Source organism: Paracidovorax cattleyae (assembly GCF_900104515.1).
Classification (GTDB): domain Bacteria; phylum Pseudomonadota; class Gammaproteobacteria; order Burkholderiales; family Burkholderiaceae_C; genus Paracidovorax; species Paracidovorax cattleyae.
The window spans coordinates 158107-183037 of the sequence record NZ_FNJL01000007.1; the positions used below are offsets into that span (position 1 = coordinate 158107).

Annotated in this window: 16 protein-coding genes, 1 tRNA gene and 1 riboswitch; of the genes, 10 read left to right on the plus strand and 7 right to left on the minus strand. The window is 70.4% G+C overall.

The window, feature by feature from the left end; genetic code table 11:
• The first annotated feature begins 10 nt into the window (after positions 1-10).
• A tRNA-Leu gene (locus BLR05_RS07730) sits at positions 11-95 on the plus strand.
• 487 nt (positions 96-582) lie between these two features.
• On the opposite strand, the gene BLR05_RS07735 is transcribed toward BLR05_RS07730, so the two are convergent.
• Entirely contained in the window at positions 583-3282 is a 2700-nt protein-coding gene (locus tag BLR05_RS07735) for a DUF349 domain-containing protein (RefSeq protein WP_092833375.1), read from the minus strand.
• Positions 3283-3494: 212 nt separating this feature from the next.
• On the minus strand, positions 3495-7442 hold the full coding sequence (locus tag BLR05_RS07740) for a DUF748 domain-containing protein (protein ID WP_092833377.1): 3948 nt from the start codon (positions 7440-7442) through the stop codon (positions 3495-3497).
• A 705-nt stretch (positions 7443-8147) separates the two neighbouring features.
• Here BLR05_RS07740 and BLR05_RS07745 point away from each other — a divergent pair.
• The 4 genes from BLR05_RS07745 (at position 8148) to BLR05_RS07760 (ending at position 13411) form a co-directional block, all read left to right on the plus strand.
• Positions 8148-9038 carry a lytic transglycosylase domain-containing protein gene (locus BLR05_RS07745; protein ID WP_092833379.1) on the plus strand — a complete coding sequence of 297 codons (891 nt, stop codon included), beginning with the start codon at positions 8148-8150 and terminating at the stop codon, positions 9036-9038.
• A 41-nt stretch (positions 9039-9079) separates the two neighbouring features.
• Positions 9080-9238, plus strand: a riboswitch (ZMP/ZTP riboswitch).
• Between the two features lie 38 nt (positions 9239-9276).
• Positions 9277-10521, plus strand: coding sequence for a serine hydroxymethyltransferase (gene glyA / locus BLR05_RS07750; RefSeq protein ID WP_092833381.1), 1245 nt, complete (start codon positions 9277-9279; stop codon positions 10519-10521).
• A gap of 33 nt (positions 10522-10554) precedes the next feature.
• Entirely contained in the window at positions 10555-11004 is a 450-nt protein-coding gene (gene nrdR, locus BLR05_RS07755) for a transcriptional regulator NrdR (RefSeq protein WP_092833383.1), read from the plus strand.
• A 133-nt stretch (positions 11005-11137) separates the two neighbouring features.
• Complete coding sequence (locus BLR05_RS07760; RefSeq protein WP_092833385.1) at positions 11138-13411, plus strand: hypothetical protein; 2274 nt, start codon at positions 11138-11140, stop codon at positions 13409-13411.
• Between the two features lie 34 nt (positions 13412-13445).
• Here BLR05_RS07760 and aroC read toward each other — a convergent pair whose 3' ends face one another.
• On the minus strand, positions 13446-14543 hold the full coding sequence (gene aroC / locus BLR05_RS07765) for a chorismate synthase (protein ID WP_092833387.1): 1098 nt from the start codon (positions 14541-14543) through the stop codon (positions 13446-13448).
• Positions 14544-14789: 246 nt separating this feature from the next.
• Positions 14790-15242 (minus strand): CBS domain-containing protein, encoded by a 453-nt coding sequence (locus BLR05_RS07770; RefSeq protein ID WP_092833389.1) that lies wholly within the window; start codon positions 15240-15242, stop codon positions 14790-14792.
• A 105-nt stretch (positions 15243-15347) separates the two neighbouring features.
• Between BLR05_RS07770 and BLR05_RS07775 the strand changes: the two genes are divergently transcribed.
• Positions 15348-16661, plus strand: coding sequence for an O-acetylhomoserine aminocarboxypropyltransferase (locus BLR05_RS07775; RefSeq protein WP_092833391.1), 1314 nt, complete (start codon positions 15348-15350; stop codon positions 16659-16661).
• Positions 16661-17470 carry an alpha/beta fold hydrolase gene (locus BLR05_RS07780; RefSeq protein WP_092833393.1) on the plus strand — a complete coding sequence of 270 codons (810 nt, stop codon included), beginning with the start codon at positions 16661-16663 and terminating at the stop codon, positions 17468-17470. Before BLR05_RS07775 ends, BLR05_RS07780 begins: the two co-directional genes overlap by 1 nt.
• A gap of 58 nt (positions 17471-17528) precedes the next feature.
• Here BLR05_RS07780 and BLR05_RS07785 read toward each other — a convergent pair whose 3' ends face one another.
• Entirely contained in the window at positions 17529-18308 is a 780-nt protein-coding gene (locus BLR05_RS07785) for an HAD family hydrolase (RefSeq protein WP_192883910.1), read from the minus strand.
• 26 nt (positions 18309-18334) lie between these two features.
• On the opposite strand from BLR05_RS07785, the gene hemH reads away from it, so the two are divergent.
• Complete coding sequence (gene hemH / locus BLR05_RS07790; protein WP_092833397.1) at positions 18335-19375, plus strand: ferrochelatase; 1041 nt, start codon at positions 18335-18337, stop codon at positions 19373-19375.
• Positions 19376-19415: 40 nt separating this feature from the next.
• Here hemH and BLR05_RS07795 read toward each other — a convergent pair whose 3' ends face one another.
• Together BLR05_RS07795 and BLR05_RS07800 are read right to left on the minus strand one after the other, a co-directional pair.
• Entirely contained in the window at positions 19416-19820 is a 405-nt protein-coding gene (locus tag BLR05_RS07795; RefSeq protein WP_092833473.1) for a polyhydroxyalkanoate granule-associated phasin, read from the minus strand.
• Positions 19821-19933: 113 nt separating this feature from the next.
• The gene (locus BLR05_RS07800) at positions 19934-22063 is read right to left on the minus strand and encodes a D-(-)-3-hydroxybutyrate oligomer hydrolase (protein WP_092833399.1); all 2130 of its coding nucleotides are present in this window, start codon (positions 22061-22063) and stop codon (positions 19934-19936) included.
• A 268-nt stretch (positions 22064-22331) separates the two neighbouring features.
• Between BLR05_RS07800 and BLR05_RS07805 the strand changes: the two genes are divergently transcribed.
• Together BLR05_RS07805 and BLR05_RS07810 are read left to right on the plus strand one after the other, a co-directional pair.
• A complete protein-coding gene (locus BLR05_RS07805; protein WP_092833401.1) occupies positions 22332-22601 on the plus strand; it encodes a hypothetical protein in 270 nt (89 codons plus the stop codon).
• 97 nt (positions 22602-22698) lie between these two features.
• Positions 22699-24900, plus strand: coding sequence for a TonB-dependent receptor (locus BLR05_RS07810; RefSeq protein ID WP_092833403.1), 2202 nt, complete (start codon positions 22699-22701; stop codon positions 24898-24900).
• Positions 24901-24931: the final 31 nt, after the last annotated feature.

Consider the following 24931-nt stretch of genomic DNA (forward strand, 5'->3'; position numbering starts at 1 on the left):
TTCCTGAGATGCCCAGGTGGCGGAATTGGTAGACGCACTAGTTTCAGGTACTAGCGAGTAACATCGTGGAGGTTCGAGTCCTCTCCTGGGCACCAAAATTCAAAAGCCGCTGCTTCGCCAGCGGCTTTTTCTTTTTCCGCACGCCGCCATGTTTTCGCGGCCCGCTCAAGCACAAAGCGTCCCAGCTGGCGGCAGCCCCTCCCCGTGCGGCACCACGGGGCGCCATGTTGCTGCGTGACCGTGGATGACCCCAAGGCCCTGCGGGCACATCCTTTCCATCCATTCAGCAACAGGCCACCTGGCATGGCAGCCTCGCGAACCCCGCGTGCGACCGGGCCTCCGCGGCGAGCGATGAGTAAAAAGCAATGCATGGCCTGGAGCACGCGCCAGGGAAAGGAGAAAAAGAATGCGCCCGCGGCGCAGAGCGCAGAACGACGGCCTGACGCGCAGCAGGCACTGCAATGCAGGGAATGCGCCCGGGCGCCTTGCGCCATGACGCCATGGCCTGCGCCGGGATCATGCGCCGCAAGCAAGGCATGCCGGGGGCAGGTTTTGTTGCCACTCCCCCGGCAGCCAGGGCGATCAGCCCTTGAGCAGGGCCTTCAGCGCCTGCTGGAAGCGACGCGCATTGCCGGGCTCGCTTGCGCTGGCGAGCACACGCGCGGCGTCCTGGGCCCAGGTCTGCGCCGGCGGCGGATCGTTGCGGCGCGTCAGCAGTTGCAGCTGCAGGGCGCGGCGCGCGGGCAGCTGCTCCGCGGGCGTGGGCACCTCGGCAGCCATTTCCAGCCGCAGCAGCGCTTCGGACGCATCGCCTGCGGGCCCTGACGACACCGCCTGCGCCCAGGTGCTGCGCACGCCGGCGGGCACCTGGGATCCCAGCTCCTGCGTGGACGGCAACTGCGATGCATCGCGCTTTTCCCATGCCGCGAGCAACTGGGTCAGCGCTTCGCCATGCGCCTGCGCGGCCAGCCTGCGCAGCGCTGCCTGGGCGTGCTCCTGTGCCTCGCGCTGCGCGCGGAATGCGGCATCGCCCAGGCGCGGCCCGCGGGCCTGCGCCGTGCGGTCGCGGTCGCCGAAGCGGTCACCGCGGTCGCCACCGTCCCGGCCATCACGGCCGTCGCGTCCAGGACGGCCGTCCCTGCGGTCCCGCTCACCGGGGCGACCCGGGCGGCCTGCCGGTGCGGGAACATCGCGCCTGGCGCCCGGGCGGTCATCGCCACGCACCGCCACCACGGGGCGAGCGGGCTTCGGCGCCGCGGCGGGCGCAGCACCGGCATCGCCCGCCGCCTCCGCGCCTTCGGCCGGGGCAGCCTCGGGAGCGGCAGCCTGTGCGGCGGCCGCCGAATCGGCCGCTGCCTGCTGCTGGCCCCGGATGGACGCTTCCAGTGCGGCCAGCGCCGTGCGGATCTGCTGGGCATCGCCGGAAGCATTGGCCTCCTCCACCGCCCTGGACGCATCCAGGACCGCCCGGTCGTGGGCGCTCATCTCGCCCGCAGCCTTCTGGCGATCGGCCGTCTTGCGGTTGAAGGCCTCATCGATGGGCTTGCGGAACGCATCCCAGAGCTTCTGTTCCTGCTTGCGGTCCAGCGGCACGGCCTGGGCTTCGGCCTGCCAGCGCTGCTGCAGCGCCTTCACGGCATCGATGCGCAGCGCCGGTGCGGCACCCAGGGCCACGGCTTCCTCGATCATGGCATGCCGGCGTGCGAGGCTCTGCTTCTGGGCCGCTTCCAGCGGCGCTGCCGCTTCGGAGAGCAACTGCTTCCACTGCGGCTGCAGTTCCGCATAGACCTTCTCGTTGACGTGGCCGCCTTCGCGCCAGCGATCGGAAAACTGGTGCAGCGCACGGCTCACCTGCTTCCAGTCGGGCTGCGCGCCGCCCGCCGCCTGCGCGGCCGTCCAGGCCTGCAGCTCCTGGACGAGTGCCAGGCGCTGCGCCTTGTGCTCGGCCGCGTCGGAGCGCACCTTCTCCAGCCAGGCCTCCACCACCTTGTGGGCGGCATTGCAGGCCTCGTCGAATTTCTTCCACAGCGCATGGTTCGCCGGGCCGCCCTGGTCGGTCTGCTTCCACTGCTCGCGCAGCTGCCGCAGGCTTTCCTGGATCTTGCGGCCGCCCAGTGCCTGGCCTTCGGGGCGCTTGAGCAGTCCTTCCGCCTTGGCCACGAGGTCTTCGCGCACCTGGTCGGCGCTCCAGCGCTGCCAGCCCTGCAACTCACCCGCAGCCACGAGCGCGGTGTGCACGTCGTGTTCCAGGGCCGTGTCGATATGGCGGCCGTGCTGCTTCAGCACCGTGCGCAGGGCCGTGGCAGCGCCAGCGGACGCCTTGCCATGGCCCTGGGCGGTTTCCTCCTGCAGCTTGGCCAGCGCGGCGCGCACGGCCTGCTCGGCCTTCTCGCGCACCACCGGATCGGTCTTGGCCGCGGCACGGGCGGGTGCGGCCGGCGCAGCGCCGGACGCAGCCGCCTCGGCCAGCGGCTCGCCGCCGCGCGCGAGGCGCAGCTCCTCCGCCCACACCGGCACGGGGGGCAGCGGCGCCTCGGGGTTCTCTGCGGCCGCCGCTGCCTGCGCGATGGCCGGCTGGAAGGCGTTCCACACCACGAGGAGCTGCGTGCGGGAGGCCTCCAGCTGGGGCGGGAAGCGGGCCTCGACACTGGGCCATGCGGGATCGCCCGACAGCTCGTCGGCCTGCTGCTGCCAGCGCTCGACGTCGGCGCGCAGCGCCTCCAGTGCCGACTGCGCGTCGCGCCAGGGCTTGGTGGAGAGCACGTCGATACGCTGGGCCAGCAGCACCGCCGCCTCACGCTGCACCTGAACGCGGTGCTGCAGGTCCTCGATGACCTTCATGCGCTCGGCCAGGCGCGCCTTGAGCGATGCCAGGGGCTCGCGGGACAGGGGCGCACCGGCCTTGGCCGCATCGCGCTGCCAGGCAAGCGCGTCGGCAATGTGGAAGCGGGACGCGTCGAGCAGCGCGGTCGCTTTTTCGGCCCACTCGGCCGCGATGGCTTCCTGGCCCTTGGCGCGGCGCATCTCGTCGAGGCGCTCGCGCACGGCACGGGCTGCTCCCTTGTCGCGTCCGCTCAGTTCCTTGAACACTTCCTGCAACTGCTCGGGCGTGGGCTGGGTGGCCAGCCAGTCGCGGATGCGCGAAGCACGCTCGCCCGACGTGGCGGCGGAAAAGGCCCCGCCCGTCAACGCGTCCAGCGGGTGCGGCTCGGAAGCTTTGGCCGGGGCCGGGTTCACTTCAGGGGCGTCAGACATTTTGTTGCGAGAAGAAAAAGGAAACATGGTTCTGGTCAGGAGGGGCGAGGTGCCGGAGGCGCCAGCGCCCGTACGCCGGGATCACGGCCCGGCGAGCGTCGAAGGTGCTATTTTGGCCCGGTTTTGTCCGCCGGTCCGGAGATATGCCTGGCGCGCCCGGGAAACGGAGGTCCGGAAAGCGGTCCGAGCATGCCATATGGGGCCGGGCCACCTGGGCACAACCACCCCCGCGGGCCGCTTCAGCGCGCGGAAAGCGCCAGCTCCGCCTGGGGCACGGCACCCTCCCGGCGCGCATCCACGCGCGGAGCCGCCACGAACAGCCGCTCCAGCGGCACGCCGCGCCGCGCCAGTTCGTCGCGCACCGCCACCGCGCGCGCCTGGGCCAGTTCGCGCAGGGCGCCCCCGGGCACCTTCATCCGGGCCAGCAGCAGCGCCTCCATCTCGGGGACGGGAATATCCAGCGCCAGGCCCAGCAGGTTGCGGGGCTTGGGGATGTCCGTGCGGCGGTAGAGCTCCCGCAGGGCATCGGCATAGGCCTGCGCCTGGGCGGCGTCCGTACCCCCCGGGGCCGCCGGTACGACCTGCACCTCCGCATCCGCGCGGGCCCCCGGCTGGCGCCGCTGCTGCACTGCCTGCACCTGCGAGCGCAGGCGCTCGCGCTTCCAGCCGTCTTCCTCGGCTTCCGCCAGGGCATGGCCGGTCACGGTCAATTGCAGGGCCGGCCGGTCACGCAACGATTGCGCCACCTTGTCCAGCCCCTGCAGGGCCGCGGCGTCCAGTACCGCACTGCCGGGCGCGAAAGCCACGGCCCCCTGCTCCGCCGTCCCGCCCGCGAAGGCCTTGGCCAGCAGCGAAAACGGAGAGGTCACGGCCTTCAGGACCAGGCTGCCCAGGGTCCGCAGGATCACCGGCCCCAGGCTGAACTGGGGATCGTTGAGCGAGCCGCTGATGGGCAAGTCCAGATCGATCACCCCGTTGCTGTCCGCCAGCAGCGCCGCGGCCAGCCGCACCGGCAGGCTGGCGGAAGCGCCCTCCACGGGATCGCTGAAGGTGAGCTGGTGCAGCACCAGCCGGTTGCCGGCGGTGAGCTGCCCGTCGGGCTGGACCTTGTAGCGCACGTCCATGCTCAGCTTGCCGCGTTCGATGCCATGGCCGGCGTACTTGACGGCATAGGGCGACAGCGGCGGCAGCTCCAGATCCCGCACCCGGCCCTGGATGTCCAGCGCCAGCGGCTTCGCCAGGGGGTTGATGCGTCCCGAAATCTCCAGCGGCGCCGAGCCCTGCGCCTTCCCGCTGAGCTCCAGCTCCGCCATCGCGGGCTCGCCGCCTCCGGGCGCAGGCTCGGAGGAGAACGCGCCGATGCGTCCCGCCAGATCGCCGAGATCGGCGGAGTAGTTGGGCTCGATGAAGTAGTCGGTGAAGCGCACGGCTCCGGAGGACAGCACCACCGGCCCGAAACGCAGCACCGGGCCGGCGTTTGCGGCCGGGGCGGCCGGGGCGGCCGGAGGAGCGCCCGCGCCCAAGATGGCGCCGGGACGGGCCGCGGCGCTGCCGCCAACGCTGGCCTGGGCCGACGCGGCCCCGGGCCCTCGCTCCTGCGCGGTGGCTGCATCCGGGCTGCGAACCAGGTCCTGCAGGTTGAGACGGCCGTTCTTCTGCAGCACGATGCGCGCGAAGAAATCCCGCAATGCCGCTTCCCGCACATCCACGCGCGCGGGCATGCCGGGCGCCATCTCCCACTGCACGCCCTGCAGCGCCAGATTGCGCCAGCGCAGCAGTTCCTCGCCACGGGGCGGTGTGGACGGGGTTCCCGCACTGGTTTGCGGCTCCGGCTCCGGCACCGGTGCACGCACGCGCACCTCGTCCAGCGCGGCATTGCCGCGCACCGAGGCTTTCGCTCCCGCGGCCGTGGCAGCATAGTCCACGTCGCCCTCGAAACCCGCTTCCGCCCGCATGATGCGCACGCTCAGCCATGGCGCCGCATACGGCTCCAGCAGATGCAGGGGCAGCCGCTGGGCCTGCAGGCGCCCCTGCAGGCCCAGCGGTGCCACCGTCAGACGGCCTTCGTATGCCAGGCGTCCGGGGTCGCGACGGCCGGCCTCCCACTGCCCGGACAGGGACAGTTGCACCGGCACGGCGTCCGGGCCGGTGGCCGCCTGCGGCCAGCGCAGCCCCCGGGCCTGCAGCGCGATGCCGGACCACCGCAGGTCCACGGGGGAGGCTGGCACCGCATCGCGCAGGGCCACCGCGCCGCGTTCCACCGACAATTCGCCAACCCGCACGGACCAGGGCCCCTCGCTGGTGGAGGCCCGCGCTTCCCGGGATGCAACCCGGCCGGCCGCGTCCTGCAGCGGCCAGGCATCGAACATCCAGCGCCCTTGCGCATCGCGCTCGGCCCGCACCCGGGGTGCGCGTGCCACGGCCCGCTCCACGGATACCGCGCGGGCCGGCACATCGATCCACGCGTTCTCGATTTCCAGCTGCTCCGCCTGCGCCCAGGCACCCGGAAGCGTTCCCGTGCCTTCGGGCGGCCGGCCTGCCTCGGCGGACGGCGCGGCACAGGGACCGCCGGCCGGACAGGCCAGGCTGACGCCATCCGCCACGAACCGCGCCACCTTCGCCACCAGCGCACCGTTGGCATGGTTCCAGGCAACGCCGGCGTCGGCGTCGATCCGCGCCCTGGCGCGCGGAGCGAACGCCCCTGCCGCATAGGCCTCCACCGCTGAAAACGGCATGCCGCGCAGCGAGGCCGCCACCTGCCCCCGGCCGGGCCACGCCGTTCCGGCCACCTTCAGCGTGGCGGGCGCCTCCCCGGCCCCGGTGGCGCCAGGCCCGCTGCCGGCCCCGTCGGCAGGCCGCATGCGGGCCTGCAGCCGGAACGGAAGCCCGCCCTTCCACGGCCAGGCCAGCGACTGCGCCTGTGCATGGACACCGTCCCATGCCATTGCGACAGGGCGGACAGCGCTCTCGTCGCGCCACGCCACGCGCCCCTCCCGGACCGCGAGCCGGTCTATCGCCACCACCCACGCACCGGAAGACGGTCCGGCACCGGCGGCCGGCGGCACAGCGGCCGGAGCGCGGAGCGCGGCACCCCGGGCGTCTCCAGCACCCGCGCCCGTGGCGACGGCGGCCCAGTCCCACCGCCCCTGCGCATCCCGCCGCACCGCGATGTCCGGCCCGGACCATTCGACCGACGACAGGTGCACCGACCTGCGCAAAGGCTCCACCGAGGCCGCATGGACGTCCAGCGCCCGGAATGCAAGGGGCGCGGAGCCCGGCGGCCCATCCAGGAGCACACCGGACAGGCGCGCATGTCCACCCACCGTCAGGCGGGGCTCCGGACCCTGGAGGAAACCGATGTCCAGTTCCGCTTCCAGCGTTCCGGCCTGGGGCCGGAGCGGCGTTCCCGCGGGCCAGTAGGCACGCAATGGAGACAGATCAAGCCCCCGAATCTGCAGTCGGGCCTGCGTGTTGCGGTCTTCCGAGAAGGGCGTACTGCGCGCGCCGGTATCGAAGGTGCTGCCGTCCAGGCTGAAGGCGAGCCGCGGTGTCACTGTGACCTGGCGGTCGGCAGGCAGGTTGCTGAGAAAGGGAATGCCCAGTTCCAGCCCCGCCAGCCGGTGTGCCTGATCCGTCGTCCTGTCGGTGAACTCGACAACGCCATCGCGCAGCATCAGGTTGTAGAGCGCGAACCGGGCGCCGCTGCCCTCCCCGCTCCCCGGGCGGGCGGCACCACGCTGCAGCAGGTCGTCGATGTCATAGCGCCCATCCTGCCCACGGACCACGCGCAGCCGCGGCGCATCGATTTCCAGCGCGTCGAGCACCGGGGCCCAGCGCACCAGGGACTGCATTTCCATGTCTATATAGAGACGCCGGATGTCCGCCTGCGCAGGTGCCCCTGGGACGGCCCCTGACAGGGCAATGTCGTACACGGTGAGTTCCAGGGTCCAGGGACGGAACTGCACCCGCCCGACCGTGACGTCGCGCCCGGCGAAGCCGCTGCCCCAATGCTGGATGCCCCAGCGCACGAGGGGCGGTACGGCCATCCACGCCAGGCCCCATGCCAGCATCAACGCCGCGGCGCCAATGGCAGTCCAGCGCATGGCCATGGCCGCCGCCCTGCGCGCAGGCCGGCGGCCGACTGCGGGCTCGTGCGCCCGGTCCTCGCGTGATTCGATTGCACCCATGGCCGGGATTGCAGCAGATGCGAAGCCCGGCAAACCGTAACAAGGTGAAAAACAGAAAGCCCGGCAGGGCCTGATGGCCACTGCCAGGCTTGACGGCTGACACAACGGTCTTTTGCCATCGTTTGCACCATGGAGGGTGAAGGTCCATGGGGCAGGAGGCAAGGTATTGCCTCCAAGGGTTTGCCGTGGAAGTTTCTGCCTGCCCACCCAGGGCACTGCATGCCGTTTGGATGGTGGCGTCCCCTTCGTCGGGCCATGCCTGGTCACTGCCAGACGCCTCCAATTTAACCAATCTCCGGGGCCCGTCCAACCGATATTTGCAATCAAACCGAGCATCCCGATTGCCGAAAACTCCCCCCGTCGCGGGAGTATCACAAGAGTTTTCACTGTCGGGTGTACGAAAGCGTTGCCGGACACCCGAAAACTGTGTTTGCATCCATACTTTTTAGAATAAATTGATCTAATGAATGGCAACCTTAGTATTGACCAGGCATTTTGACCCCTCCTAGAATCCGCCAGCTTCGAAAACCGGGGCTGACCACTATCTCCATCGCTGCCGAATCCGGCGAAGTCGTTCCCCCTGCACCGCTGCGCAGGCCGTTTCCACGGGAACTGGATGGCGTACCAATCCAGGCGAGATGCCTGGCACGGGAGTTCCCCTTCATGGGGATCCCGCAACAGGCCTCGACTCAGAAAGGAAGAGCTATGACAGCGTCAGGACGGGTGATCGGCGGAATGCAGACCTTCGCATCCGATGTGATCGACGGTTTCCTCGAAATCACCCACAGCAGTTTCGCCCTGGTCGGGCTGACGGTCGCGTTCGGCGTGATCACCCTCGCGGCCCGCCCGGATCTGCGGCAGGCCGGTGAGGAAAAGCTCATGGGCTGGCTGCAGGCGCGCCAGGTGGCGATGATCGGCGTGCCCATGGAGCCCGAGGCCAGCGAGCGCGCCACCGCCACGAATCCGAAGGACCTGCCCAAGGAGCAGGCCGCCGTCGCGTTCTGGCTCAGCAAGAAGTACCGCGTGGCGCCCGAACCCCTCGCCGCGCTGGTTTCCGAGGCCTACGAGATCGGTGGCCGCACCAAGCTCGATCCCACGCTGATCCTGGCCATCATGGCCGTGGAGTCGAGCTTCAATCCCTTCGCGCAGAGCGCCGTGGGAGCCCAGGGCCTGATGCAGGTCATGACGCGCGTCCACACCGACAAGTACGAGAACTTCGGCGGCCATTTCGCCGCCTTCGATCCGGTGAGCAACCTGCGCGTCGGCGTCCGCGTGCTGCAGGAATGCATCGCCCGCGCCGGCTCCCTCGAAGGCGGCCTGCGCTACTACGTGGGCGCGGCCAACATGGCCGACGACGGCGGCTACGCGATCAAGGTCATGGCCGAACACATGCGCCTGCGGCAGGTGGCCAATGGCCGCAGCGTGCCCATCTTCACGCCGCCCGCGCCGGCCGCGCCCGCAACGACGCCTCCGATGCTGTCCACCCAGGCTCCGGCGCAGACCACGCTGCCGGCCAAGGCCGCGGGCACCGCCGATGCGTCGCCCGCCGCTTCCCCGGGCGAGGACAAGCTCGCGTTGCTCACCCCGGGGCTCTGACGCTCGCGGCGGTGCCATCCCGCCCTGCCGTCCGCTACACTCGAGGGGTACGCGACTGGCGATAGGCGCGGTGCATCCGTGAAGGCGGAGGCCGCCGCTGACGTGGAAACCGGCAGGCACTTCATCCTGCGAACCACTGGGAAGCGTGCCGCACGGGCTGCAAGGCCCGTTGTGTTCCGCCGTTCGCCTGGGCAGCCCTTGTTTTTCCAAGGGACACCATTCACAGGACTGCCACGCCATGTATCAACGCAATATTCTTGTCGAACAAGCCGATCCCGAAGTGTGGGCCGCCATCCAGGCCGAGAACCTGCGCCAGGAGCAGCACATCGAACTGATCGCCAGCGAGAACTACGCCTCCCCCGCCGTCATGGCGGCCCAGGGCTCGCAGCTCACCAACAAATACGCAGAAGGCTATCCCGGCAAGCGCTACTACGGCGGCTGCGAGAACGTGGACGTGGTCGAGCAGCTGGCCATCGACCGCGTGAAGAAGCTCTTCGGCGCCGAAGCCGCCAACGTGCAGCCGAACTCCGGCTCCCAGGCCAACCAGGCCGTGCTGCTCGCCTTCCTGAAGCCCGGCGACACCATCCTGGGCATGAGCCTGGCCGAAGGCGGCCACCTGACCCATGGCATGCCGCTCAACATGAGCGGCAAGTGGTTCAACATCGTGTCGTACGGCCTGAACGAGAAGGAAGAGATCGACTACGATGCACTGGAAGCCAAGGCCCGCGAGCACAAGCCCAAGCTGATCATCGCCGGTGCTTCCGCCTATTCGCTGCGCATCGATTTCGAGCGCTTCGCGAAGATCGCCAAGGAGATCGGCGCGATCTTGTGGGTGGACATCGCCCACTATGCTGGCCTGGTGGTCGCGGGCGAATACCCCAACCCCGTGCCCTTCGCCGATGTGGTCACTTCCACGACGCACAAGAGCCTGCGCGGCCCGCGCGGCGGCATCATCCTCATGAAGGCCGAGCACGAGAAGGCGATCAATTCCGCCATCTTCCCGGGCCTGCAGGGTGGCCCGCTGGAGCACGTCATCGCTGCCAAGGCGGTGGCCTTCAAGGAAGCGCTGACGCCCGAGTTCAAGGCCTACCAGCAGCAGGTCGCGAAGAACGCCAGGGTGTTCGCCGAGACGCTGATCGAGCGCGGCCTGCGCATCATCAGTGGCCGCACCGAAAGCCACGTCATGCTGGTGGACCTGCGCGCCAAGGGCATCACCGGCAAGGCGGCCGAAGCGGCCCTGGGCCAGGCCCACATCACCATCAACAAGAACTCCATTCCGAACGACCCGGAAAAGCCGATGGTGACGAGCGGCATCCGCGTGGGCACGCCCGCGATCACGACGCGCGGCTTCAAGGAAGAAGAGACGCGCATCACCGCGAACCTGGTGGCCGACGTTCTGGAGAACCCGAACGACGAAGCCAACCTGGCCGCGGTGCGCGAGAAAGTGCACGCGCTCACGAGCCGCTTCCCGGTCTATCGCTGACCGCAGCGCAGCCCCGAGACCGCCGCCCCAGCGATGAAGTGCCCTTTCTGCAGCCACCCCGAGACGCAGGTCGTCGAAACGCGAGTGGCCGAGGACGGGGACTTCGTGCGGCGGCGCCGGCAATGCGGGGCCTGCGACAAGCGCTTCACGACCTACGAGCGCCCGGAAGTCAGCTTCCCCAGCGTGGTGAAGAAGGACGGCCGGCGCATCGAGTACGACCGCAGCAAGCTCATCGGCTCGTTCAGCATCGCGTTGCGCAAGCGGCCGGTGAGCACCACGCAGATCGACAGCGCCATCGAGCGCATCGAGGAAAAGCTGCTCAACCTCGGGCAGCGCGAAGTGCTGTCCAGCCGCATCGGCGAGCTGGTGATGCGCGAGCTCAAGAAGCTCGACAAGGTAGCCTACATCCGCTTCGCGAGCGTGTACCGGAGCTTCGAGGACATCGACGAGTTCCGGGCGCTCGTGGACGAAGTGCGCAAGTAGGCCGAAGGCGCCCGCCATCCGGACGGGCGGCGGTGCGTCGGCCCTGGTCCTACGCACCGGACGCCGCATGCCCTGCACAATCGACCAGCCCGTCAGGCGCCGCCAGGCACCTTCCGATTCCCCGTACCGATCCATGCAGTCCGACGCACCGACTTCCCCGTCTTCCGCACATCCGTGGCAGTTCTTCCGCGCCGGCGGCGTGGACCAGGTCCTCATCCGCACGGGCGCGGACATCGCGCACCTGGCCGAGCTGGACCAGAAACTCTGGGTGGCCCTCGCCTGCCCCACGCGGGGCGTGGAGTTCGACCCGCGCACGCTCGACCTCATCGATACCGACGGCGACGGGCGCATCCGCCCGCCCGAACTGCTGGCGGCCTGCGCCTGGGCCTGCGAGCGGCTGCGCGATCCCGATGAGCTGGCCCGGCCGGGCCCTGCGATGGCCCTCTCCGCCCTGGACGACGCCACCGAGGACGGGGCAGCCCTCGCCGCGCAGGCCCGGCGCATCCTGGCCCTGGCGGGGCGGGAGGACGCGGAATCCATCACGCTGGACGAGGTGCTGGAGCGCAGCGAGAAACTGAACGCCCAGCGCTTCAATGGCGACGGCGCGGTGTCTCCCGCCACGGCCGAGGACGATGCGGAGGCCCTCGAGGCGCTGAAACGCATCATGGCCACCCACGGCAGCGTGCCGGCGGTGGCCGACCAGCCGGCCGGCGTGGACCGGAAGACGGCCGAGGCCTTCTTCGCCGAGGTGGACGCGCTGCAGCAGTGGGCAGACGGGGTGCAGGCGCATCCGGAGGGAATGCCGCTGGGAGACCGCACGCTGCAGGCGGCCCAGGCCGTGCAGGCCGTGCGCCACAAGGTGGACGATTTCTTCACGCGGGCGCGGCTGGCTGCCTACGATCCACGGGTGCGCACGGCGATGCACCCGTCGGACGACGACTATGCCGCGCTGGCCCGGATGGAACTCTCGCCCGGCTCGGATGCCGTGGCGGCCCTGCCGCTCGCGCCCTTCACGCCCGACGGCACCCTGCCCCTGGAGCGCGGCATCAATCCCGCCTGGGCCGGGGCCGTGCAGGCGCTGCGCGACAAGGCCCTGGTGCCGCTGCTGGGCGAGCCAGCGCGCGCGTCGCTGTCGGAAGCAGACTGGAAGCGGACGCTGGACGCGCTGCAGCCCTGCCTGAAGCAGCTGTCGGCCCGCCCCGCGACGCACCTGGACGCGCTCGATGCGGACACCGTGCGCCAGCTGCATGGCAGCGGCGTGCGCGAGCGGGTGATGGCACTGATCGAGCAGGACGAAGCCGAAAAGGCGCACAACGGCCACACGCTGGCGCTGGAAAAGCTGCTGCGCTTCAAGCGCGATCTGCTGCGGCTGCTGAACAACTTCGTCTCGTTCTCGGCCTTCTACCAGCGCGAATGGGCGATCTTCCAGGCGGGCACGCTCTACCTGGACGCCCGCAGCTGCGACCTGACGGTGCAGGTGGCAGACGCGGGGCGCCACGCCAAGCTGGCGGGGCTGGCCAAGACCTACCTCGCCTACTGCGACTGCACGCGCAAGGGACGAAAGATGGGCATCGTCGCGGCCTTCACGGCCGGTGATGTCGATTTCCTCTTCGTGGGCCGCAATGGCGTGTTCTATGACCGCGACGGCCTCGACTGGGACGCGACCATCACCAAGATCATCGAGAACCCCACGAGCATCGCCCAGGCCTTCTTCTCGCCGTACAAGAAGTTCCTGCGCATGATCGAGGAACAGGTGGCCAAGCGTGCGGCCACCAGCGACTCCCGGGTGGAGAAATCGCTGGGCGCCACGGCCGGCAGCCTGGCCACCGCGCCCGGCAAGACCCTGGCGAACGCGGCGGCACCGGCAGTGCCGGCGGGCCCACTCGACAACATGCAGCGCCGCATGGACGTGGGCACGGTGGCCGCGATCGGTGTGGCCCTGGGCAGCCTGAGCGCCGTCGCCGTGGGCATCTTCGCGAAGTTCGTGGACCTGGGCGCCTGGATACCGATCGCGCTGCTCGGCATCGTCGTGGCCATTTCGGGGCCGAGCATGCTGATCGCCTGGCTCAAGCTGCGTCAGCGCAGCCTGGGCCCGATCCTGGATGCGAGCGGCTGGGCCATCAACGGCCGGATGCGCATCAACACCCGACTGGGCGGATCGCTGTCGCAGACAGCCCATGTGCCGCCGGGCGCACGCCGCATGCTGAACGATCCGTTCCCCGAGTCGCGCACGCCGGCATGGACGGCGGCCTGCGTGGCGGTGGTCCTGGCGGTGGCGGGCGTGCTGGCATGGCGCATGGGCTGGTTCCACCGGCCTGCCGCGCCGGCCGATGCGGTCGCGACCTCGCAGGCGGTACCGGCCGCGTCCACCGCCAGCGGCCCGGCAGTGGCCGCATCGGCGCCCTGAGTCCCTCGGCCCTGGGCGGCAGCCCGCCTGGCGATTACAGGAAAGACGCCTGGATCGGCGGCACCGCCGGCACCACGTCGCCGCACTGGGCGCGGTGCCGCAGGGCATGGTCCATCAGCACGATGGCCAGCAATGCCTCGGCGATGGGCGCGGCACGGATGCCCACGCAGGGGTCGTGGCGGCCTTTGGTGACCACCTCGGTGCTCTGCCCATGCACGTCGATGGACTCGCGCGGGCTGACGATGGAACTGGTCGGTTTGATGCCGAGCGACACCTCGATGTCCTGGCCCGTGCTGATGCCGCCCAGCACGCCGCCGGCGTTGTTGCTGGCGAAGCCCCGGGGCGTGAGCGAGTCGCCATGGGTCGTGCCGCGCTGCGCCACGCTGGCGAAGCCGGCGCCGATCTCCACGCCCTTGACGGCGTTGAGGCCCATCATGGCGTGGGCGATGTCGGCGTCGAGCTTGTCGTAGAGCGGCTCGCCCAGGCCCACGGGCACATTGCGGGCCTGCACGCGCAGGCGGGCGCCACAGGAATCACCGGCCTTGCGCAGCGCGTCCATGTACTCCTCATAGCGAGAGACATCGGCCACGGGCGCGTAGAAAGGGTTGCGGGGCACATGGTCCCAGCTCTCGAAGGGAATATCCAGCTCGCCCAGTTGCGTCATGCAGGCGCGCAACTCGATGCCGTACTTCGCCTGCAGCCACTTGCGCGCCACCGCGCCGGCGGCCACGGTCGGCGCCGTCAGGCGCGCCGAAGAGCGCCCCCCCCCGCGCGGGTCGCGCACGCCGAACTTGTGCCAGTACGTGTAGTCGGCATGGCCGGGGCGGAAGCTCTGGGCGATGTTGCTGTAGTCCTTGCTGCGCTGGTCGGTATTGCGGATCAGCAGCGCGATCGGCGTGCCGGTGGTGCGGCCCTCGTACACGCCGGACAGGATCTCGACGGCATCGGCCTCGTTGCGCTGCGTGACATGGCGGCTCGTGCCGGGCCGCCGGCGGTCCAGCTCCGCCTGAATGTCCGCCTCCGCCAGCTCCATGCCCGGCGGGCAGCCGTCGATCACGCAGCCGATGGCCGGGCCGTGAGATTCACCGAAATTGGTGACTGCGAAGATGGTGCCGAGTGTGTTGCCGCTCATGGCGCAGGATTATCCCAGAGCCATCCGCCGAGCCGGGCCACAGCACCTCATTCCAGACCGAAGAACACGCGATACGGCGCCAGTCAGCGGGCGCAGCGCTCGAGCAAGCACGCCCTCACCCGTCAAACGGCCGCGGAGCAGGCCAAGCCAGCAGACGCCGTGGGGCCGGCTTTGCCGGACCACTGGCGTCGTCCCCCTTCCCGGCGCGCGCAGCGCGACGAGAGAAGGGGGAAAGCGCGCAGCGCCTCAGGGGGTAGCTTCTTTTTCCTCAGGCCAGTCCCGGATATAGGCCTTGAGCATCTTGTTCTCGAAGTTCTGGCTGTCCACCACGGCCTTGGCCACGTCGTAGAAGCTCACCACGCCCATGAGCATCTTCTTGTCCATGACCGGCATGTAGCGTGCGTGGCGGTTGAGCATCATGCGGCGCACCTCGTCCATCTCGGTCTCGAGCGTGCAGGTGAGAGGCGCGTCGTCCATGGCGGTGCGCACGAGCATGGTGCCCACGGTGCCGCCGTTCTTCACCACGGCCTGGATGACCTCGCGGAAGGTGAGCATGCCCACCAGGTCGCCGTGGTCCATCACCACCAGCGAGCCGATGTCCTTGTCCGCCATGACCTCGACGGCTTTCGCCAGGGGTTCGTCGGCGGTGACGGTGAAGAGCGTGTTGCCTTTGACGCGGAGGATGTCGCTGACTTTCATGGGAGGTCTCCAGGGGGGCGCCGCGCCGCGGAGGCGGGCCGGTGGGTGTTTCCTGCGCAATATAGCCCACAATGTTGCGCTGCGATCACACACAGGAGACAACGAATGCCCGGCCATTCCGACCCCGGCTTCGATACGCTGGCGCTGCATGCGGGCGCCGTGCCCGATCCGGCCACCGGCGCGCGCGCCGTGCCCATCCACCTGACGACCTCGTTCGTCTTCGAATCGAGCGACCATGCGGCGTCGCTGTTCAACCTCGAGCGGCCCGGCCACGTGTACAGCCGGATCAGCAATCCCACCAATGCGGTGCTGGAGCAGCGCGTGGCGGCGCTCGAAGGCGGCGCGGGGGCCATCGCGGTGGCGAGCGGCCAGGCCGCGCTGCACCTGGCCGTCTGCACGCTGATGGGCGCGGGCGGGCACATCGTCGCGAGCACGGCGCTGTACGGCGGCTCGCAGAACCTGCTGCACTACACGCTGCGGCGCTTCGGCATCGAGACCACCTTCGTGCAGCCGGACGACCTGGACGGCTGGCGCGCCGCCATCCGGCCCGAAACCCGCCTGCTCTTCGGAGAAACGGTGGGCAACCCGGGCCTGCAGGTGCTGGACATTCCGGCCGTGGCGGAGATCGCGCACGCGGCGGGTGCTCCGCTGCTGGTGGACTCCACCCTCACCTCCCCCTGGCTCATGCGCCCGCTGGAACATGGGGCCGACCTGGTCTATCACTCCGCCACCAAGTTCCTCTCCGGCCACGGGACGGTGATCGGCGGTGTGGTGGTCGATGGGGGCACATTCGACTGGGAGGCCTCGGGACGCTTCCCGGAACTCTGCGCGCCATACGCGGGCTTCCACGGCATGGTGTTTTCGGAAGAGTCCACCGTGGGGGCCTTCCTGCTGCGCGCGCGGCGCGAGGGGCTGCGCGATTTCGGCGCCTGCATGAGCCCGCACACGGCCTGGCTGATCCTGCAGGGCATCGAGACGCTGCCGCTGCGCATGGAACGCCACATGCGCAACACGGAGCGGGTGGTGGAGTTCCTGGCGAGCCACCCCTTCGTGTCCCGCGTCGGCCACCCGATGCTGGAGTCGCACCCCAGCCATGCGCTAGCGCAGCGCCTGCTGCCGCGCGGCGCGGGCTCGGTGTTCAGCTTCGACCTGCGGGGCAACCGGGCCCAGGGCCGGGCCTTCATCGAATCGCTGAAGGTCTTCAGCCACCTCGCCAACGTGGGGGACTGCCGCAGCCTGGTGATCCACCCCGCCAGCACGACGCACTTCCGGATGGACGACGCGGCGCTGGCGCAGGCCGGCATCGCGCAGGGCACGATCCGCCTGTCGATCGGGCTGGAGGATGCGGACGACCTGATCGACGACCTGAAGCGCGCGCTGAAGGCCGCTGAAAAAGCCGGTGGAAAGGCGGGTGCGTGATGCAGGTGACCGTCAATGGCCAGGCTGCCTATTGCTATACGGGCGGCAAGCCCTTCGACCCGACACGACCCACGGTGGTGATGGTGCACGGAGTGCTCAACGACCACAGTGTGTGGGGCTTCCAGAGCCGGCATCTGGCGCACCACGGCTGGAACGTGCTGGCGGTGGACCTGCCCGGCCACGGGCGCAGCGATGGCGAGGCGCCGCAGAGCGTGGAAGAGGCCGCGGATTTCGTCGTGGCGCTGCTGCGCGCGCTGGGCGTGGAGCGGGTTGCGCTCGTGGGGCACAGTTGGGGCTCGCTGATCGCGCTGGAGGCGGCATCACGGCTGGGAGACTCCGCGACGCACCTGGCGCTGGTGGGCACGGCCTACCCGATGAAGGTGTCGCCCGCGCTCATCGAAGCCTCGCTGAACGAGTCCGAGAAGGCCCTGCGGATGGTGAACGTGTTCTCGCGCAGCAGCCTGGCGTCGCCTTCGGGCGCGGGCTTCTGGGCCTTCGGCGCCGGCATGGCGCTCGGGCGCCGCGTGCTGCGCAGCAATCCGCACGTGAACGTGTTCCACCGCGGCTTCGTGGCCTGCGACCGCTATGCGGGGGCGGAAGCCGCCGTGGCCGCCCTCGCCTGCCCGGTACTGTTCGCGCTCGGTGCGCAGGACCAGATGACGCAGCCCCGGGCCGCGCAGGGCCTGGTCGCGGCGGCGCGCGGGGCGGGACTGGACGTGCGCGTGGAGATGCTGCCCGTGGGCCATTTCCAGATGACGGAGGCGCCGGAGGACACGCTGCGCGTGCTGCGCGCCTTCCTCGGTGCCTGAGGATTCGCGGCCCCGTATCAGGGAACAGGAGCCGTCGCATGCAGCGCACGCCCGCGCGCTACGAACGGCGTTCGGGGCCCCCGGGCAGCGCACCGCCCTGCCCGTGAGCCGCCACCAGCTGTGGCGCGAGCAGCCGGCACAGGCCGGTGAGGTCTTCCACCACGATGGGCTCCGGCCCCTCGTGCGGCCAGGCGATGCCGGCCCGGTTGATCCAGACGGCCTGCATGCCGGCCTGCAGGGCGCCATGGGCGTCGAGCGTGGCATCGTCGCCCACGTGGAGCACGGCCTCCGGCGGCACGCCGAGCCGCTTCGCGGCTTCTTGGAAGATGCGCGGATCGGGCTTGGCGACGCCGAAGGTGCGGGCCGTCACGCTTCCCTGGAAGTAATTCCCCAGCCCGATGCGATGCAGGTCGGCATTCCCATTGGTGAGCGCCATGAGCGGATAGCGCGGTGCGAGGAATTCCAGGGCGGCGATGGCATCGTCGTACAGATCGACCCGCTGGCGCTCCGCGAAGAACAGCTCGTAGGCCGCGTCGGTGAGGGATTCGTCCTCTCCCGCCCGCCGCAGCGCCGCGCGGATGCTTTCGCGCCGCAGGGCGCTCAGGTCGTGGGAGAGATGGGCATGCGCCTGCACGACCTCGGCGCGGATCACGGCAGCCGTTTCGGCATCGGCCAGCAACGCGGCCGTGGCCGGCGCGCGCGTTCCCAGCCAGTCCCGCAGCACCTGCTCGGCCCTCCGGATGGCCGGCCAGATCGGCCAGAGGGTGTCGTCGAGATCAAGGGTCATCGCGCGGATGCGGGTGGTATCGAGCATGGTGGCCGAGAATAGCGCAACCATTGCATTCCCTCTTCCCTTACGCGCCCATGAACGCATCCGCTGCAGATCGCTCCCAGACCGCCCCGAGGCCCCGCACCGCCGTGCTGCTGTGCAACCTGGGCACGCCCGAGGCGCCCACCGCGCCCGCGCTGCGCCGCTACCTCGCGCAGTTCCTGTCCGACCCGCGCATCGTGGAGATCCCCCGCGCCGCATGGCTGCCCATCCTGTACGGCATCATCCTGCGCATCCGGCCGGCGAAGTCCGCGGCCAAGTACGCCAGCATCTGGATGCCCGAGGGCTCGCCCCTGGCCGTGTGGACGGAGCGCCAGGCGACGCTGCTGCTCGGATGGCTGGGCGAGGCCGGGCTGCGGGTGCAGGTGCGGCATGCGATGCGCTACGGGCAGCCGTCCATCGCCGGCCAGCTGAAGGCCCTGCAGGCCGAGGGCGTGGACCGCGTGCTGGTGCTGCCGCTCTATCCGCAGTATTCGGGCACGACCACCGCGAGCGTGTCGGACGACGTATGCGCCTATGCGCTGCGCACGCGCCGCCTGCCGGAACTGCGTTTCGTGAACAGCTACCACGACCACCCCGCCTACATCGACGCGCTGGCGCGCAGCGTGCGTGCGCACTGGCAGCGCGAGGGCGGGCCGGCAGAACAGCTCGTGATGAGCTTCCATGGCATTCCGGAACGCGCCGTGCGCCTGGGCGACCCCTACCAGCAGGAATGCCTGGCGACCGCCGCACTGCTGGCGCAGGCGCTGGGCCTGTCGCCGGACCGCTACCGGGTGACCTTCCAGTCCCGCTTCGGCAAGGCCAAGTGGCTCGAGCCCTATACCGAGCCGACGCTCATCGAGATGGCCCGGGGCGGCACGCGCAGCGTGGACGTCATGTGCCCGGGGTTCACCAGCGACTGCCTGGAAACGCTGGAGGAAATCAACCAGGAGGCGCGCGAGGCCTTCCTGCATGCAGGCGGCCAGGAGTTCCGCTACATCCCCTGCCTGAACGCGGACAACGCCTGGATCACCGCGCTGAGCCGGATCGCGCAGGAGCACCTGTCGGGCTGGGATACCGGCGCGCAGGCACGCTGAGTACTGCAGCGCGGCCCTGCCCGCACCGCCACGGACCGGCTCAGACCAGCGGCGTGCGCGCCAGGCGGCGGGCGTTCGCCACCGCGGCACGGCGAACCGGGACGAGCCCCTTGCCGAGCACGCCCGCGGCCGCGTCCTGCCACTGGCGCGCCAGCTGCGGACCCGTGGCCATCGTCCATGGCGTCCACCACAGCCGCATCATGCTGGCCGCCATGGCCTGCTGGGCCAGCAGGGTCTGCATGCCCATGGCGGCCCAGGACTGCACGAAGGCCCATTGCTTCTCGGCGACCATGCGGCCGAATTCGCGCCGGTCGCGCTGCGACGGGTTGGCGCCGGCGAGGGCCATGCGCGCCACGCGGTGCGCGACGACGGGCGGCACGGCCATGGCGAGTTCGGTCCCCTGGCGTGCCAGGGAACGGGTGCGGCGGGACGAAGGACCGGGCATGGGCATTCCTCGAAGTGGCGGCCCCTCACTCTACCGGCCGGCCGCGGCGCGGGCGCCGAGCAACCGCGCGCGCCACGGGGATTTACCCGCAGGGGAGGCCAGGCTGCGGCAGGTCAGTCCGGCACGGCGATGGCGCCGCTGGTGACGGCGATGGCATCGGCCGCCGCCGGGGTGGCCGCGATGGGAGGGACATTCGCCGCCGTGATCGCAGGGGCGCTGCCCGGCGTGCCGCCGCGCGGCACGGTGCGCACGACCTGGCTGGCCGGCAGGGGCTGGCCGTTCACCAGGTGCGCGTACATGGCGTCGAGTGCCCGGTTGAGGTACAGGTGCAGGGGCACGTAGCGGCTGTCGTAGCCCGGCAGCGTGCCAGGCAGGCCGATGAAGGCGTCGAAATGCTGGGCGTTCGTGACCTCGATGTAGCTCAGGCGGCTGGCGGAGCCTTCCACGCGCCGGTTCAGGGCCGCGTACGGGCGCGAGGTGTGGTTGACCGGGATGAGCGCATCGTCGCGGCCGTGCACGATGATGGCGGGCTTGCCGTGCAGGTTGCCGGTGCGGCGGGTTTCGTCGAGGCCGGCCTGCAGCCGCCGGGCGGCCGCATCGGTGCCCGTCACGAGTGCGCGCAGGCAGAGCGCGCCTTCCAGGTTCCAGGTGGGCACGCCCGCGGTATTGAACGAGAACAGGTCGCGCACCGGCACGCCGCGGCTGCGGTCGTTGACCAGCTGAACACCGGCGGTGGGCGGAATGCCGCTGCCGGTGGCGAACAGGGTGTTCGTCACCGCGGCGGGCGTGGGCTGCACCGCGCCGATGGCCGACGTGGTGGCGAAGCTGTAGCCGCACAGCCGGTCCTGGACGCTGGCGCGCGACAGCGCGTTGGCATAGGTGACGGCGATGGACGGCGCCACCTCGAATGCCGCGAGCGAGGCATGCAGCGCACCCGATTCGGGCTCCCAGCCATAGGCGGTCAGGCGCGCCAGCGCCTCCTCGGCCTGCGCGGCCGTGGTGGTGGCCGAGAGCAGCCCCTGGGCCTTGAGGCCGGCGCAGCGGTTGGCGGCCACCGGGAAGGCGGGATCCGCGAAGCGGATGGCAAAGGCCGCAGCGAAGGGCGTGGAGGCCAGCGACGGCGCGAGGGCGGCGCAGGCCTGGTAGAAGTGAGCCTGGGTGGTGTAGTCGATCAGCGGAAGGCCATTCACGGCCACGGTGCGCCCGCCGCGCTGCACGGTGACGCCCGCATTGGCCGGCATCTGTACCGAGGGCTCCGACACGGCCACGCCGTCGATGAGGCCCTGAGTGTCCTGCTCGGCCGCAGCGATCGCCGCGCCGCCGCCGTTCGAAAGGCTGGAGGCGATCACCGTGGTATTGGCCGGCGTGAAGGTGCGCAGCGGCTGGCCGCCCGGGGAGCGGTCGCCGAAACGCTCGTTGAGGATATAGAACGCGAACTCGACCGCCTGCAGGGTGGAGCGGCCCCAGTCCTTTTCCGGGTTCTGCCCGGAATGCGCGTGCTTGAAGGCCAGGCGCTGCGGCGTGGCCGCATTGAAGGCCGCCAGGTCGGCCGCCGACAGCCCCGCGTTGAAGGCGGCGCGCGTGCCCGCGAGCGTGGCGCTGGTGCGCGTGCCGTCGATCAGCGCGACGGTGTCGGCCTGCAGGTCGTGGGGCGCGGTGCCCGTGCCCTTGTCCGTATAGGCCACGGCGCAGCCGCGCTTGAGGCCCCATTCGCCGGTGGGAATGCCGCCGTAGATGCCGCGTGATCCGGACGAGGTGGCGGTGATGATGCAGGGGCGCGTGCGGTCGAAGGCATCCGGCACCTGCACCATCAGGGTGACGTTGCGGCGCCCCGAGCCGTCGTCCGAATAGGCGATGGCCTCCGTGCCGGCCACCATGCCTTCGCTCGATGTCGCGCGGCCCTGGATGTCCACGTTCGGACCGTAGAGCCTGCCGTAGCCCCCGTCGGAGGTCGTGTCCACCAGGGCCCGGTAGTTCACGTAGATGGCATTGCGCCGCAGTTCCTCCGCCGTGGGCTGGCTGCCCGCGTAACCTGGCTGCGAGTCATCCTGCAGGCCGGAGCGGCCCAGCCCGCCGGTCAGCAGGTCGTCGCCCACGCCGTCGTAGGCGGCCTGCCGCAGGTCGCTCAGGTAGGAAGGCCGGGCATTGAAGTCGTAGTCGACCGATGCGCCGCTGCCCCCGCCCCCGCATGAGGAAGCGGCCAGGGCGGCAATGAGCAGGGGGGCGGTTTTCAAGACGGTCATGGGGGGATCTCCTCTCTGGGTGGCCGGAGTATGAGGCTATCCGCCGCCGGCGGGTGCATTCGGGCACACGCCGCCCCAAGAGCCACCCGTTCATACATTCCATAAATTTCAATGCGAACCATTCGCAATATCTTTTAGAATGCGCATTTGCGAACAGTGCCCTGGTGGGGTGCCCCGGCGGACGGTCCAGTCCCCGGGGCCCGCTGTGCCGCCCCACCGGCGCCCGTTGCTCCGCCACGCCGGCACGCCCCTCCAGCACCCGCAATCCATGCCCTCGACGCCCGCCTCCCTCAACGGGCCGCAATCCCCCGCGGCCATCCCAGGCCACACCAATCCCCAGGCAGCCGCCGCGCCGCGCACCGAGGCCGCCCGGCCGGGCCGTATCTGGGGGTGGCCCATCGCCCTGGGCATCCTCACGGCCAGCGGACTGCTCAGCGCCCTGGTATCGGACGGCTGGGGCGACACATGGTCGTGGGTCGCGCTGGGCGTGCCCGTGGCCGTGATGGCGTGGTTCGGCTGGCTGCGGCGGCGCGGCTGACGCCGGACACAGCCCTTTCTCCCGCTTTTTCCTCCGTCCTCCATGCCCGCTGCGCCCTTCTGGCGCCCCACACTTTCCACCCGCCAGGCCCTTCGCCATGTTCCACCCCCATCCTCTCGCCATCGCCGCCTCCCTCGCCCTGCTCGGTACCCAGGCCGGTGCGCAATCCGCCACGCCCGCCGCCACCGACACGCCAACGCTCTCGACGGTGACGGTCAACGCCAGCGCGGATGCCTCTTCCCAGGGCCTCTCACCGGCCTATCCCGGCGGGCAGGTGGCGCGCGGCGGACGCGCCGGCATCCTGGGCACCAAGGATGCGATGGACACCCCTTTCAGCATCACCAGCTACACCAATGAGCTGATCCAGGACAAGCAGGCCAAAAGCGTGGGCGAGGTGCTGCAGAACGACTCAGGCGTCCGCCTGGCGCGCGGCTTCGGCAACTTCCAGGAGGCGTACTTCATCCGCGGCTTCGTCCTCGGCTCCGACGACACGGCCTACAACGGCCTCTACAGCCTGTTGCCCCGGCAATACATCGCCACCGAACTGTTCGAGCGCGTCGAAGTGCTGCGCGGCGCCTCCACCTTCCTGTCGGGCGCCACGCCGTCGGGTGGCGGCATCGGCGGTGCGGTCAACCTGCTGCCCAAGCGCGCGCCCAACGAGCCGCTGTCGCGCGTGACGGTGGGCACGGGGTCGGGAGGCCGCGTCGAGACGGCGGTGGACATCGGCCGGCGCTTCGGGCCGGACGGCAGCACGGGCATCCGCTTCAATGCCGCCTACCAGGACGGCGACGCCGCCGTGGACCATGAAAAGAGCCGGCTCGGCCTCGTGGCCCTGGGCCTGGACTGGCGCAGCCGCGACGTGCGCCTGTCGGGCGACATCGGCTGGCAGGACCACCGCCTGAAGGGCACTCGGCCGAACGTCTCGCTGTCCGGCGCCACCGCCGTGCCCGCCGCGCCGGATGCCTCCGCCAACTTTTCCCAGCCCTGGGCGTATTCCAACGAGCGAGACGTGTTCGGCACGTTCCGCGGCGAGGTGGACCTGTCGCCCGGTGTGACGGCCTGGGGAGCCTGGGGCATGCGCCGCGGCAAGGAGGCCAATTCGCTCGCCAACCTGACGGTGACCAACGCCGCCACGGGCGCGGGCACGGCCTACCGCTTCGACAACACCCGCAAGGACCGCGTGGACACCGGTGAACTCGGCCTGCGCGGCAAGCTGCGCACCGGCGCGGTGGGCCATGAATGGGTGGCCGCCGTGTCGTATTTCGAGGCCGAGAAAGACAATGCGTATGCGATGGACTGGCGCAACACCATCGCCTCCAACCTGTATCGGTACCGTCCCACCGCGCAGCCCGCTTTCAGCGCGTCCACGCTGTATGGCGGCACGCTGTCCAGCCCCAATCTCACGGGCCGCACGCGGCTGCTGAGCTACGCCCTGGGCGACACGCTCTCCTTCATCGACGATACGGTGCTGCTCACCCTGGGGCTGCGCCACCAGCGCCTGGACACCTCCGACTTCGCCTACGGCACCTCCGCGCTGCTCGCCCGCTACGAGCAGAGCCGTAACAGCCCCATGGCGGGCCTCGTGTTCAAGATGGCGCCGCAGTGGTCGCTCTACGGCAACTACATCGAGAGCCTGAGCCAGGGCCAGACCGCGCCGGCCACGGCCAACGGCGCGCCTGTGGCCAATAGCGGGCAGCAGCTTTCGCCGTATGTCGCCAAGCAAAAGGAAGTGGGCGTGAAGTACGACGGCGGCCGCCTGCGCGGGTCGCTGGCGCTGTTCAGCACTACCAAGCCCCGTGCCTACGTGGACGCCGCGAACGTGTTCGGCGCCTCCGGCAGGGACCGCCACCAGGGCGTGGAACTGGACGTGCAGGGCGAGGCCGTGCGCGGCCTGCGCCTGCTGGGCGGCGTGACCTGGCTGGACGCGAAGCAGCAGAGGACGGGCAGCGCAACCACCGACGGCAAGCGCGTGATCGGCGTGCCGCGCCTGCAGGCCAATGCCGGCGTGGAATGGGACGTTCCCGGCGTGCCCGGCCTAGCGCTGGACACCCGCGCCCTCTATACCGGCGCGAGTTATGCCGACGGCGCCAACGCCCTGCGCGTGCCCGGCTGGACGCGCCTGGACCTGGGGGTGCGCTACACAACGGAATGGAGCGGCCGCCTCGTGACGCTGCGCGCCCGCGTGGACAACGTGGCCGACCGCAACTACTGGGCCTCGTCCGGCGGCTACCCCGGCTCGGGCTACCTCGTGGTGGGCGCACCGCGCACCTTCGCGCTGAGCGCGAGCGTGGATTTCTGAGCGCGGACTTTCGCTGGAGCAGGACGACGAC